Source organism: Streptomyces sp. NBC_01381, assembly GCF_026340305.1.
Classification (GTDB): domain Bacteria; phylum Actinomycetota; class Actinomycetes; order Streptomycetales; family Streptomycetaceae; genus Streptomyces.
This window is the reverse complement of record NZ_JAPEPI010000001.1, coordinates 4,048,920-4,061,754: the sequence shown is the minus strand read 5'-3', so window position 1 is coordinate 4,061,754 and position 12,835 is coordinate 4,048,920. Positions and strand designations below refer to the sequence as shown.

Annotated in this window: 12 protein-coding genes; 5 read left to right on the top strand and 7 right to left on the bottom strand. The window is 73.8% G+C overall.

The window, feature by feature from the left end; genetic code table 11:
- Positions 1-10 precede the first annotated feature (10 nt).
- Genes OG453_RS18975 through OG453_RS18965 form a run of 3 tightly spaced genes read right to left on the bottom strand, consistent with a single transcriptional unit; the run spans position 11 to position 3,261 of the window.
- Entirely contained in the window at positions 11-913 is a 903-nt protein-coding gene (locus OG453_RS18975) for a hypothetical protein (RefSeq protein ID WP_266869105.1), read from the bottom strand.
- Between the two features lie 58 nt (positions 914-971).
- Entirely contained in the window at positions 972-2,498 is a 1,527-nt protein-coding gene (locus OG453_RS18970; RefSeq protein WP_266869104.1) for a hypothetical protein, read from the bottom strand.
- Positions 2,499-2,556: 58 nt separating this feature from the next.
- A complete protein-coding gene (locus tag OG453_RS18965; RefSeq protein ID WP_266869102.1) occupies positions 2,557-3,261 on the bottom strand; it encodes a GntR family transcriptional regulator in 705 nt (234 codons plus the stop codon).
- A 179-nt stretch (positions 3,262-3,440) separates the two neighbouring features.
- Here OG453_RS18965 and OG453_RS18960 point away from each other — a divergent pair, with 179 nt between their 5' ends.
- Genes OG453_RS18960 through OG453_RS18940 form a run of 5 tightly spaced genes read left to right on the top strand, consistent with a single transcriptional unit; the run spans position 3,441 to position 7,833 of the window.
- The gene (locus OG453_RS18960; protein WP_266869101.1) at positions 3,441-4,742 is read left to right on the top strand and encodes an MFS transporter; all 1,302 of its coding nucleotides are present in this window, start codon (positions 3,441-3,443) and stop codon (positions 4,740-4,742) included.
- Entirely contained in the window at positions 4,739-5,530 is a 792-nt protein-coding gene (locus tag OG453_RS18955) for a putative hydro-lyase (protein ID WP_266869100.1), read from the top strand. The genes OG453_RS18960 and OG453_RS18955 overlap by 4 nt, the downstream gene beginning before the upstream one ends.
- A gap of 49 nt (positions 5,531-5,579) precedes the next feature.
- Complete coding sequence (locus OG453_RS18950; protein ID WP_266869099.1) at positions 5,580-6,368, top strand: LamB/YcsF family protein; 789 nt, start codon at positions 5,580-5,582, stop codon at positions 6,366-6,368.
- Positions 6,365-6,979, top strand: coding sequence for an allophanate hydrolase subunit 1 (locus OG453_RS18945; RefSeq protein ID WP_266869098.1), 615 nt, complete (start codon positions 6,365-6,367; stop codon positions 6,977-6,979). Before OG453_RS18950 ends, OG453_RS18945 begins: the two co-directional genes overlap by 4 nt.
- Positions 6,976-7,833: a biotin-dependent carboxyltransferase family protein gene (locus tag OG453_RS18940; protein ID WP_266869097.1), complete on the top strand. Its 858-nt coding sequence runs from the start codon at positions 6,976-6,978 to the stop codon at positions 7,831-7,833. The genes OG453_RS18945 and OG453_RS18940 overlap by 4 nt, the downstream gene beginning before the upstream one ends.
- 6 nt (positions 7,834-7,839) lie before the next feature.
- On the opposite strand, the gene OG453_RS18935 is transcribed toward OG453_RS18940, so the two are convergent.
- The 4 genes from OG453_RS18935 to OG453_RS18920 all read right to left on the bottom strand — a co-directional run bounded on the left by OG453_RS18935 (position 7,840) and on the right by OG453_RS18920 (position 12,674).
- The gene (locus tag OG453_RS18935) at positions 7,840-8,697 is read right to left on the bottom strand and encodes an SGNH/GDSL hydrolase family protein (RefSeq protein ID WP_266869096.1); all 858 of its coding nucleotides are present in this window, start codon (positions 8,695-8,697) and stop codon (positions 7,840-7,842) included.
- Positions 8,694-10,025 (bottom strand): glycosyltransferase, encoded by a 1,332-nt coding sequence (locus OG453_RS18930; RefSeq protein ID WP_266869094.1) that lies wholly within the window; start codon positions 10,023-10,025, stop codon positions 8,694-8,696. Before OG453_RS18930 ends, OG453_RS18935 begins: the two co-directional genes overlap by 4 nt.
- On the bottom strand, positions 10,022-11,146 hold the full coding sequence (locus OG453_RS18925) for a glycosyltransferase family 1 protein (RefSeq protein ID WP_266869093.1): 1,125 nt from the start codon (positions 11,144-11,146) through the stop codon (positions 10,022-10,024). Before OG453_RS18925 ends, OG453_RS18930 begins: the two co-directional genes overlap by 4 nt.
- Before the next feature lie 109 nt (positions 11,147-11,255).
- Positions 11,256-12,674, bottom strand: coding sequence for a HEAT repeat domain-containing protein (locus OG453_RS18920; protein WP_266869092.1), 1,419 nt, complete (start codon positions 12,672-12,674; stop codon positions 11,256-11,258).
- Positions 12,675-12,835 lie beyond the last annotated feature (161 nt).

Here is a 12,835-nt window from a genome sequence, read left to right as displayed (position 1 = left end):
GGCGGTGACGTCAGGAGTGGAACGGCAGGCCCGCGTCGGCCGCCAGTTCCAGGTCGTCGGTGTCGTCGGGGGGCAGCAGGGTCGCCGAGCCGTCGGTGACGGGCACGATGCCCAGTTCCAGGAGCTCGGCCATGGCCGCGCCGCCCGCCATGTCGCGGACCTGCAGCTGATAGCGCGCGGTGGTGCGGTACGTCCCGCCGGAGTCGTCGCCCGTGCGCTGCAGGAACCCGGAGTCGGTCAGGAACGCGACGGCCTTACCGATGATCCCGGTGGTCGAACCGGCGAGCCGGCGGGCGTCCTTGGTGGCGCCGGTGGCGCTGCGTCGCGCCCAGATCCGCCAGGCGGCTTCGAGGCCGGGGGCGTCGGTCGCCGGGTCGGTGTTCTCGCCCTGCTCCTCGGCGCGCTCCTCCAGGCGGTGGCAGGCCTGGCGTACGAAGGCGTCCACGCCGTTGACCGTGACCCGGCCGATGTATCCGTCGTCGGCGAGGTCCTCGGGGCGCGGGAACGCCATGGCGGCGACGGCGAGATGGGCGAGGCCGTGCAGAAAGCGGTCGGTGGAGTCGGCGGCGGTCCTGCGTGCGTAGTCGCCCATGCGGACGGCGAACACGGAGTCCTCTGCGGCGGTCACGGCCATGCCCGCGCGCGGGGACACCTCAAGGACGACCAGGCCGAGCCCGGCGGCGACGGCGTCGGCGAGCCGCGCGAAGGGCGGGTCCTCGCGGTACCGGCGAAGGAGCTCGGCGTACTCCTGGTCGCGGGCGGGCTGCAGCTTGGGCTGCAGGCCGAAGGCGACAAGGCGCGCGGCGTCGGCGGCGTCGGCCGGGGTGACGGCCGCGGTCGCGGCGGGCGCCGCAGGCGCCGTCGGGGGACCCGGCTCGCCCCACGCGGCGTGCTCTGCGGGGTGCTCGGTCACGGCTTGTGCTCCTTGCGGCGGTCGTCGTACGGGAAAGTCCTGGGAGTGGCGGGAGTGCTCACGCCGCCTCCGTCCGGTCGGCGGCCATGCCCGCGGCGTCGAGCAGGGCCGTGCCCACGATGAGGTCGGCGCCGCCGAACTCCGGGTCGTCGAGCTCCGTGCCGTCGTCCACGGCGAACAGGAGCTTCTCCTCGCCCTGGCGATAGGCCGTGCCGACCGGCGGGCTCGCCGCGTGGACGGCCAGGAGGGCGACCAGATAGGGCAGTTCGGCGTCGCGGCCGCGGGCGTCGGCGAGCAGTCCGGAGAGGCGGCGGGGCGCGTCGGCGGGCAGGTCGAGCAGCTCCATGGCGCTGGCGAGCTGCTCCTCGCTGAAGCGGCTGTCGTCGGGCGTCGCGATGAGGTCGGGCTCGGGCATCTCCACGCCCAGGTGCTCGCGCTCCTGCGGCGGCGTGAGCAGTATGTCGACCAGGTCCCCGACCCGTACGGAGACGGGTGTGCGCAGCCCCGTCCCGCGCGCGAAGAAGGCACCCGTGACGCGGCTCGCCTGCTCGACCGGGAGCGGCAGGAGCGGCGCGACGAGCTGCCCGTACAGGTCGAGGCCGGTGCGCGCGGTGGGCGCCGCGAAGGCCTGGCGGTCCTGCTCGGCGCGGAACAGCGGCCCCGCTTCGAGGAGCCGGGACTGCAGCTGCGTATGGCGGCGGATGCAGTCCTTGACGATGTCGACCAGCTCGGCGGCGCGGCGCTTGTGCTCGGGGTCCTCGGACTCGTCGCGGGCCTTGCGGATGTTCGTCAGGATCGCGTTCTCGTGGCGGTAGCGGTCGGCGACGTGGTCGAGCGCCTCGGCGATCATGTCCGGGACGGCCTGCAGCCAGTCCACCGCGCGGACATTGCGCCGGGTCGCGTCGAGGGCCTTGCGGAGGGTCTCCGAATACTGCACGGTCCGATAGCGCGCCTGCTCGGCGGCGAGCTGGGCGTCGGCGAGACGGCCGCGGCTGATCAGGACCTCCAGCTTCACCTCGGCGGCGATCTGGGCGCTGGTGACGTCCGTGTCGAGGGCGCCCACCAGGACGTTGACCGCCTCGTCGGTCGTGCGGAGGTAGACGCCGCCCCCGTAACCGGGGACCTCTTCGATCAGCTTGAAGTCGTAGTCCCTGCGCACATAGGTGCCGTCGGGCGCGAAGGTGCCGTACACGGCGCGGAAGCCGCGGTCGACGCTGCCGACGTTGATCAGGTTCTCCAGGACCCAGCGAGCCACCCGCTCGTGCTCGGCGGCTGGGCGGCGCGGGGCCTGCGCGGCGACGCGCGGGAGCAGCCTGGCCACTATCTGCTCATGGTCGGCGCCGGTGTCGAAGTCCATGTTGAGCGTGACGAGGTCGATGGCGGAGAGGGCCACCTCCGCCATCGCGTACACGGTGTACTCGCCCGCCAGGTTGGCCTTGCGCGTGTCCAGGTCGTGCAGCGGCGCCGTGCAGGCGAGCGCGCGGAGCCGCCGCGCCAGGCCCTCGTCGGCGGCCGGGCCCAGAGCGGGCCTCGGCCCCGCGCTGAGCTGGGGCGGAGCGGTGTCCGTAACGGCAGGCGAAGTCACGGTGCACAGACTAGGTCCTCGGTCTGACAACGGTCGAAACGGCGCAGAAGCGACCGGCTCAGGCCTCGGTCGGCACCAGGCGTCCGTACACCTCGACGAGCCCGTTGCGGGAGTCGTCCAGATACTCCGCGAGCAGCCGTTCGGCCTCGGCGGCGTCCCCGGCCCGGAGGGTGTCGAGGATCTGCCGGTTGCGTACGAGATACGGCTCGTGGAGGCGTCGCGGATCGTCCACCACGTGGAAGGCCAGGCGCAGTTCGGCGAAGACGCTGCGCATGACCTCGTCGGTGCGGGCGCTGCCGGCGAGCGCGACCAGCTCGCGGTGGAAGTGGATGTTGGCGGTGGAGACGCCCTTCCACTCGCGTTCGCGGGCCGCCTCGGTGCCGTCCGCGACGGCGGCCGCGAGCCCGTCGAGCGCGAAGGGCGGGGCACCGAGTCCACGGACGACCGCGCACTCCACGAGGCGCCGGGTGCGGTAGATGTCCTCCACGTCCTCAATGGTGAGAACTCGGACAAATACCCCGCGGTTGAGTTGATGGACGAGGAGTCGCTCGTGCGTGAGCAGCCGGAAGGCCTCGCGCAGTGTGTTCCGCGAGACGCCGAGGGCGCCGCCGATGCTGTCCTCCGACAGCCGCGCCCCGGGCGGGAAGTAGCCCTCCGCGATCCGGCTGCGAAGGATGTCCGAGACCCGCTCCGCCGTGCTCGTGCGCCCCAGGAGCGCCCGGTCGTCGGCCAGTCCGCTCGCGCCAGCGATTCCCTCGGTCATGCCCGGATTCAATCGCAGATACAAGAACGAAACAACATGGGTATTGAGGGATCGTTCAACGATCCTCTACCTTGGCGGGCACGGCACGGTCCCCACCCGCTCCGTAAGCCCGCGATACCCGACCCACGCGACACGCTCGGCCCACTCCGCACCCTCCGTCCCCCTCCTGCGAGGTGCCCATGAGCACGCCCCCTCCACCCCAGGCCGTCTCCACCGAGACACGCCCCGCCGCGGCCGAACTCCCCGAAAGCGGCGGCGCGTTCGGCTGGCTGCGCGACCTCGGTCCGCGCGGCCGCCGCGCCTTCGCCGGCGCCTTCGGGGGCTACGCCCTCGACTCCTACGACTACTTCACGCTGCCGCTGAGCATGGTCGCGCTCGCCGCGTACTTCGGCCTGGACAGCGGCCAGACCGGCCTGCTCACCACGGTCACCCTCGTCGTCTCCGCGATCGGCGGCGCCGTCGCGGGCGTCATCGCCGACCGGATCGGCCGGGTCAAGGCGCTGATGATCACGGTCATCACGTACGCCGTCTTCACCGTCGCCTGCGGTTTCGCGCCCAACTACGAGACGCTGCTGGTCTTCCGCGCCCTCCAGGGCCTCGGTTTCGGCGGCGAGTGGGCGGTCGGCGCGATCCTGGTCGCCGAGTACGCCACCGCCAAGAACCGCGGCCGCACGCTCGGCGCGATCCAGAGCGCCTGGGCGGTCGGCTGGGCGCTCGCGGTGATCGTCTACACCCTGGTGTTCCAGTTCCTGGACGAGGACATCGCCTGGCGCGTGATGTTCTGGACCGGCGCCCTGCCCGCCCTGCTCGTCGTCTACGTACGCCGCAACGTCCACGACGCCCCCGAAGCGGCCGCGGAACGCCAGAAGAGCGCCGACAAGGGCTCGTTCACCGCCATCTTCAAGCCCGGCCTGCTGCGGATCACCCTCTTCGCCGTGCTGCTCTCGACCGGCGTACAGGGCGGCTACTACACGCTCGCCACCTGGGTGCCCACCTACCTGAAGACCGAGCGCGGACTCACCGTGGTCGGCACCGGCGGGTACCTGACCTTCCTCATCTCCGGTGCCTTCATCGGCTATCTGGCCGGCGGCTATCTCACCGATGTGCTGGGCCGCAAACGGAACATCACGCTCTTCGCGTTCCTCTCCGCGGCCAGCATCCTGGCGTACACAAACATCCCCGACGGCGCCAACGGCCTTCTCCTGGTGCTCGGTTTCCCGCTCGGCTTCTGTATGTCGGCGATCTTCAGCGGCTTCGGCTCGTTCCTCAGCGAGCTCTATCCGGCCGCCGTGCGCGGCACGGGCCAGGGCTTCACGTACAACACCGGGCGCGCCGTGGGCGCCGTCTTCCCCACCATGGTCGGCTTCCTGGCGGACAGCTGGGGCGTCGGCGGTGCGCTGGTCTTCGGTGCGATCGGCTACGGCATCGCCGTGCTCGCCCTGCTCGGGCTCCCCGAGACGCGGGGCAAGGAGCTGCTGTGACCGGGGCCTCCACCGTGCTCGAGGACCCCGGGCAGGCCCGCGCGCACTTCCGTTCTGGCGCGAGCGGGCCGACCGCGGGCTGGGCGGCCGGTCACACGCAGGCCAACTTGATCTCCGTCCCCGCCGACTGGGCGTACGACATGCTGCTGTTCTGCCAGCGCAACCCGAAGCCCTGCCCGGTGCTCGACGTCACGGACGCCGGCTCCTGGACCACGCCGCTCGCCCCGGGCGCCGATCTGCGCACGGATCTCCCGCGCTACCGGGTGTGGGAGCACGGCGAGTTGGTGGCCGAACCCACCGACGTGGTCGGGCACTGGCGCGAGGACCTGGTGTCGTTCCTCATCGGCTGCAGCTTCACCTTCGAGTGGGCGCTGACCGAGTCCGGCATCCCGATGCGCCACATCGAGCAGGGCCGCAACGTCTCCATGTATGTGACCGCGCGCCCCTGCCGGCCCGCGGGCCGGCTGCACGGCCCCATGGTGGTGTCGATGCGCCCGGTGCCGCCCGAGCACCTCGCCACGGCGATCAGGGAGACCTCGCTGCTGCCCGCGGTGCACGGCGGCCCGGTGCACTGCGGCGAGCCGACGGGGCTCGGCATCGACGACCTCGACCGTCCGGACTTCGGTGATCCGGTGGCCGCCGAGCCCGGTGACATCCCGGTGTTCTGGGCGTGCGGGGTGACCCCGCAGGCGGCGGTGATGGCCTCGCGGCCGCCGTTCGCCATCACCCACGCGCCGGGCCAGATGTTCATCACCGACGCCAGGGACGAGCAGTACCGGGTGGCCTGAGCGGGGTGACCGCCGGGCACGGAAACAGCGAAACAGGAGACCTACGTAGATGACCGACGCCGCTGCAGGACCGCGGGCCGACGCCGTGATCGACCTCAACGCCGACCTCGGTGAGGGCTTCGGCCGCTGGCGCCTGACCGACGACGAGGAACTCCTCTCCGTGGTCACCAGCGCCAACGTGGCCTGCGGTTTCCACGCGGGGGACGCGGCCACCATGCGCCGGGTGTGCGCGCAGGCGGCCGAGCGCGGGGTGCGGATCGGCGCGCAGGTCTCCTACCGCGACCTGGCGGGCTTCGGGCGGCGCGCGATGGACGTGCCGCCCGACGAGCTGGCGGCCGAAGTGGCGTACCAGATCGGCGCCTTGGAGGTCTTCGCGCGGGCGGCGGGCACGCGCGTGTCGTACGTGAAGCCGCACGGCGCGCTCTACAACCGCGTCGTCCACGACGAGGACCAGGCGCGTGCCGTCGTCGACGGCGTGCTGCTCGCCGACGGCACGCTCCCAGTGCTCGGACTGCCCGGTTCACGCTTCCTGGAGGTGGCAGGCAAGGCGGGCCTCCCCGTCGTCACCGAGGCCTTCGCGGACCGCGCGTACACCCCGCAGGGCACGCTCGTGCCGCGCGGCCGGGACGGCGCCGTCATCACGGACGAGGCCGCCGTGGTCGAACGCTCCGTCTCCATGGCCCGGACCGGGACCGTCACCGCCCAGGACGGGCGGCGGATCGACGTCCGCGCGCGTTCGCTGTGCCTGCACGGCGACACTCCGGGAGCGGTGGGCCTGGCCCGCGAGATCCGGGCACGGCTCGAAGCGGCGGGCGTCGGCGTCGAGGCGTTCGCGTGAGGGTGCTTCCGGTCGGCGGCCGGGCGCTGCTCGTCGAACTCGCCGACGGGGCCGAGGCGCAGGCGCTCCACGCCGAGCTGCTGCGCCGCAGGGCCGCGGGACTCATCCGGGTGCGCGAACTCGTGCCCGCGGCCCGCACGGTGCTCCTGGACGGCCTTGACGACCCCGGCCGCGTCGGGGCGGAGCTCGCCGGTCTGGAGATCCCGCCGCTCTCGGCGCGCGACGAGGCGGTCCTGGAGATCCCGGTCCGCTACGACGGCCCCGACCTGGCGGAGGTGGCGACGCACTGGGGTGTGCCGCCCGAGGAGGTCGCACGGATCCACTCGGCGGCCGAATTCCGCGTCGCCTTCTGCGGGTTCGCGCCCGGCTTCGGCTATCTGACCGGGCTGCCGGGCCACTACGAAGTACCGCGTCGGGCCACTCCGCGCACGACCGTCCCGGCGGGCAGCGTCGCCCTCGCCGGGCCCTACACCGGGGTGTACCCGCGCCCGTCGCCCGGTGGCTGGCAGCTGATCGGTTCGACCGATGCCGTGCTGTGGGACCACGCGCGCGTGCCCGCCGCCCTGCTCGCTCCCGGCGTACGGGTGCGCTTCGTCCCGGAGGCACGATGACCGACCGTGCCTTCGCCGTCGTACGGGCCGGGGCGCTGACCACGGTGCAGGACCAGGGCCGCCCCGGGCACGCGCACCTGGGGGTGCCACGCTCCGGAGCGCTCGATCCGGCCGCCGCGCGCCTGGCCAACCGCCTGGTCGGCAACCCGCCCGACGCCGCCGTCCTGGAGACCACACTCAACGGCTGTTCCGTACGCCCTCGTTGCGAGGTGACCGTGGCAGTGGTCGGCGCGCCGTGCCCGGTGCGCGTCGACGGCCGTCCCGCGGCATGGGGTGCGCCCGTGCGGGTCCCGGCCGGGGCGCTGCTCGACATCGGGGCGGCCGTCTCCGGAGTACGGTCCTACGTCGCGTTCGGCGGCGGCGTCACCGTCGAACCCGTGCTCGCCAGCCGCTCCACGGACCTGCTCTCCGGCCTCGGCCCACCCCTCCTTGCGGACGGAACCGTCCTTCCCCTGGGGAGCGTTGTCGCGCCCCACGCGCGCGTGGACACCGTCCCGCACCCGGCGCCACCGCACGAACTGGTCCTGCCGGTGACGCCAGGCCCACGCGCCGACTGGTTCACGTCCGGCGCCGTGCGCACGCTGACCACGCGCGCGTACCGGGTGTCGTCGGCGAGCAACCGCATCGGCCTGCGCACCGAAGGCCCTTCCCTGGAGCGGGCGTTCACCGGCGAGCTGCCGAGCGAAGGCATGGTCCTCGGCGCCGTCCAGGTGCCGCCGGACGGCCGGCCCGTGGTGTTCCTCGCCGACCACCCGACGACCGGCGGATACCCGGTGATCGCGGTCGTCAGGGAGGCCGACCTCGGCGCGGCCGCCCAGGCGGTGCCGGGCACGCCGCTGCGGTTCGTCACCTGAGCGCCGCTACGCCGCGTCCGGCTGCTCGGCGGCCGAGAGCGCGGCGAGGGCCGTGGCCACTCCGTGGCTGGCGATCAGGTCGAGGCGGGCACTGCTGCCCCGCACCTGGTGGCGTACCTCGTCGGCCGCGAGGGTGAGCAGCTGGGGCAGCAGATCGGTGCACCGGCGCGCCACCCATCCGGTGCCGGCGGTGGCCAGCCACCAGATGCTCGCCGACCGGGTGGGCTGCGGTAGTTGAGGCTCGCGGGACGGCGGCCTTCCGGCCGCGGCGCCGCGTGCCGCGAGCAGGGCGTGGAAGCGGGCGGCGAGCAGCCGGTGCCCGCGCTCGCCGGGGTGCAGCCGGTCCGCGCTCCACAGGCCGCGGTCGGCCACCCAGTCGCCCTCCGCCGCGTGCAGGTGCACCGCGCCGTACCGCTCGGACAGCGCGTGCACGACCGCGTTGACGCCGCGCTGGCGCCTTGCCAGCGGGCGGGCCAGGGCGCCCGGCAGGCCGAGCATGGCTCCGGGGTCGGGCAGGCAGGCGGTGAGCAGCAGGGCGCCCTGCTGCGCGCAGGAGGCGTAGATCTGATCGAGGCGGGCGGCGACGGCGTGGATGTCGAAGGTGCAGCGGAGGGTGTCGTTGACGCCGACGACTACGGAGATGATGTCGGGGCGCAGTTCGAGCGCCGCGGGCAGCTGTCTCTTGAGGACGTCGGAGGTCTGGGCGCCGCTGACGGCGACGTTGTGGAACTCGGTGTCGCCGCCGCCGGGCGGGGCCAGGCCTGCGGCCAGCAGTGCGGCCCAGCCCCGCCAGCCGTCCGCCACGGGGTCCCCGATCCCCTCGGTGAGGGAGTCGCCCATGGCCACGAAGCGCAGGGGGCTCATGATGCGTACCCCGTGTGTTCCGTTGCCGTGCTTGCCCCTGCGCCTGGTGCATCCGTGCCCGGCAGGGGGGTTGTGCCCACCCGTCCCGCCCTGCGGGACGCCTGCCCACAACCAGGGCGGATACCAATCTCCGCGTCATGCGCCCCCAAGAATGCCGCCACCGCCCCCTCCCAGCCGAAGCCCTCCGCACGCGCGCGTGCCGCCTCCCTGCGTGCCCGCTCAGGGCGGGCCAGCAGGGTTTGGACGGCTGAGGCGAACGCGTCCCCGTTGTCGGCCGCAGCGGCGCCCGCCGCGCCCACGATCTCCGGCAACGCCGACGACGCACTGGCCACCACCGGCGTGCCGCAGGCCAGGGACTCCAGGGCCGCCAGGCCGAACGTCTCGCAGGGGCCCGGCGCCAGGCAGACGTCGGCCGCCGACTGCAGCGCCCCCAGCGTCGCGCGGTCCGCGACATGACCCAGGAAGGTCGCCGGCAACCGCCGCTCGCGCGCCCGCTGTTCGAGGCGGCCGCGCAAGGGGCCGTCCCCCGCCACGACGAGCACCGCCCGTACGCCCCGCCCGCGCAGCGCCTCCAGGGCGTCGAGGGCCGTGCCGGGGCGCTTCTCCACGGACAGCCGCGAGCACAGCACGAGAAGCACCTCGTCCACGCGCGCGTGGCGGGCACGCACGCGGGCGTCGTACAGCCCCGGGTGACGTCCTTCCAGGTCGACGCCGAGTGGAGCACGTACGACATTGCGCGCCCCGATGCGGACGAACTCGCGCTCAGCCCACTCCGTGGTGCACACGACACGCGCGTACGCGTGCGCGGTACGGGAGTTGAGCGCGTCGGCGGCACGGAGCGCGGCCCCGGGAGGCAGGCCCCAGGTCCTCAGGACGGCGTCGGTCGCCTCGTGGGAGACCATCACGGCCGGGATGCGGCGGTGGCGGGCCCACGCGCCGGTCCAGCGCAGTGTCGTGCGGTCGGAGACTTCGAGCCGGTCGGGGGCGAGGCGCTCCAGGAGCCGGGCCACCCGCACGCGGTCCTTGAGGACGCGATAACCGCCGGTGCCGGGCAGCACGGGGCCCGGCAGGGTCAGCACGCGTCCCTGCTCGGTGTCGCGCACCGAGGCCCGCTCGCCGGGAACGATGAGGACGGGTTCGTGCCCGGCCGCCAGGTAGCCGCGGCCCAGCTCACGCAGTGCCGTGCGCAGTCCGCCCGACGAGGGCGCGACGAAGTTGGCGAGCCGCACGATCCGCAGCCCCTCCGCGGGCCTCGCGCCGGACCGCGCCGCCTCGCGGGAAGCCGCCGCCCGGGAAGCCGCCGCCTCCCGGTATGCCGCCGCCCTCATGCCGCCACCGCCGTCCGCGTCGCGAGCACCTCGGCGTAGTGGCCGACGAGTTGTTCGCCCACCGCACCCCAGGTACGCCCTTCGACCGCGGCGCGTCCTGCCGCCCCGTACGCGGCGCGCAGCCCCGGATCGGCGGCGAGCGCCCACACCGCGTCCCGCACCGCGAGGGCGTCCCTCGGCGGTACGAGGACGCCGGTGCGTCCCGGCATGACGAGGTCGAGCGGTCCGCCCGCGGCGGGCGCGACCACCGGCACTCCGCTGGCCATCGCCTCCTGCACGGTCTGGCAGAACGTCTCGTAGGGCCCGGTGTGCACGAACAGGTCCAACGAGGCGAAGATCCTGGCGAGTTCATCGCCGGTACGGCGTCCCAGGAGGAGCGCGCCCGGCAGCGCCGCCCGCACGGAGTCCTCGCTGGGCCCGTCGCCCACGACGACGACGCGCACGCCCTCGAGGCCGCAGGCCCCGGCAAGGAGTTCGACCTGCTTCTCGGGGGCGAGACGGCCCACGTAGCCGACGATCAGCTCACCGTTCGGGGCGAGTTCACGACGTATCGCGGCGTCCCGGAGGGAAGGCCTGAAGCGCGCGGTGTCCACGCCGCGCGGCCACAGCCGCACCCGTGGCACGCCGTGCGCCACGAGGTCGCGCAGGGCGGCCGACGACGGGGCGAGCGTGCGGTCGGCGGCCGTGTGCACGGCGCGGATGCGCCGCCAGGCGGTGGACTCCCCCATGCCCATGTACGTACGGGCGTAGCCGCCCAGGTCCGTCTGGTAGACGGCGACGGTCGGGATGCCCTGCCGGGCGGCGGCCGCCATGCCGCGCGCGCCGAGGACGAACGGGCTTGCGAGGTGGACGAGTTCGGCCCGGTGCGCGCTCAGCGCCGCGGAAAGGCGCCGGCTCGGCAGCGCCACCCTGACCTGCGGATAGCCGGGGAGCGGCAGGGAGGGAACGCGGACGACGGGGCAGGGCGCGCTTTCATCGGCGTCCGCCCCGGCCGCGGGGGCCGGGGCGATGACGAGGGGGTCGTGACCGCGGGCGACGAGCTGCCGGGCGGTCTGCAGCGCACAGTGCGCCACACCGTTGACGTCGGGAGGGAAGGATTCGGTGACGATGACGACACGCATACCCGTGTTGTCGTCGTGCGGGGCGTGGGCACGTCAACGTGGATCTTTCCTGGCGGGGAACGTCCCATGAGCGTTCCCCTCCGTACCCGACGCCGGTGTCAGCGCCGGGTCACACCTCGGCCGCATCGGGGTCGATTCTGCTGCGCACCGCGCTCTGTACGTCGTCCTCTTCGGCGGGGTCCGCGGCGAGCCTTCTGAGCTGGGTGACCACGCGGGCGTCACCGGTCTCGGCGTGCCGTGCGGCGACCTCGCGGGTGGACTCCTCGCAGTCCCACAGGCACTCGACGGCGAATCCGGCGGCGAAGGAGGGGTCGGTTGCGGCGAGCGCGCGGGCGGCGCGGCCGCGCAGATGGGACGAGGCGGTCTCGCGGTAGACGTGGCGAAGGACGGGGGCCGCGCAGGCGATGCCGAGCCGTCCGGCTCCGTCGACGAGGGTCCACAGGGTGGGTGCGTCCGGGCCTTCGCCGCGGACCGCTTCCCGCAGTGCCGCGAGCACCAGCTTGCTGTCGTGGGCGCCGCCTCTGCAGGCGAGCACCCGTCCGGCGGCGGCACCCAGGGCGTCGGGCCGGTAGGCCCAGCGGCGGGCCCACTCCACGGCGGCGACACTGCGCATCCGTTCGAAAGCCTCGGCCGCCGCGTCCACGACGACCCGGGACGGGCTCTGGACGGCGTACTCGATCAGCTCGAAGACGCCAGGGTCATGGGCGTCGGCCAAGTAGCGCAAGGCGGTGCCGCGCGCCCCGTCGGAGCCGTTGCGGGCGGCTTCGAGGATCTCGGCGCGGTCGTCGGGTCCGGCGACCGCGCTCAGGCAGCGGGCGGCCGGCACGTGAAGGACGGCGCCGCGCTCAAGTCCCTCCTGCGCCCAGTCGAAGACGGCCTGGACGCTCCAGCCGGGGCGTGGCCCCGACGGCCGCATCTGGCGCTGCCAGCGGTCGAAGGAGCCCTGTTCCCGTGCGGCACGCACACGGGCGCCGATATCGGCGCGGGGGTCCTCCTCCCACAGCCGCCAGGGCCGCGGTTCGTAGGCGTCGCGCACGGAGGCGGCCAGTTCGGCCTCGCCCTCCGCGTCGGCGGGGAATCTGGCGAGCACGGGGGCGGCAAGGGCGCGCAGGCCCGCGTCGTCGTCCCGCAGCGCCAGCTCGTCGAGGGCCCACGCCCAGTTGGCACCGAACGCCGCGTACCGGCGCAGCAGCTCCAGGGCGTCACGCCTGCCGTACGAGGCCAGGTGGCCGAGGACGGAGAGCGCGAGGCCGGTGCGTGAGTCGTCCGTGTCCAGGACGTCCTCGGGGTCGAACAGGTGCCGCTCGATGCCCTTGATCTCGCCGCGCAGATCGAGGTAGAGGCGGGCGAAGTACAGGGAGCGGTTCTCCACCTGCCAGTCGTGGCGGGGGTCGTGGAGCACACAGTGGTCGAGGGCGGCGAGCGCCTCGGATCGGGGTGCCGTGAGTGCGTGCAGCGTGCCGTCGCCGCGGCCCCGCTGCAGCAGGCCGAGCAGCGTACCGCTGGGCGCTATGACCGGATCGAACATGGGAAACAGCCTCACATCAAGCGTCGACGCAACCGGGAATCGTGAATTACCTGGCCGTGCGCCAACAGGTCGGGCCGCCCGCCGTCTCTTGCTTGTTGTAGACCATCTTCCTCTGCCTCTCGTCGGTGGCCCGAAGGGATCCCGGACGGGAGGTCCGGGGG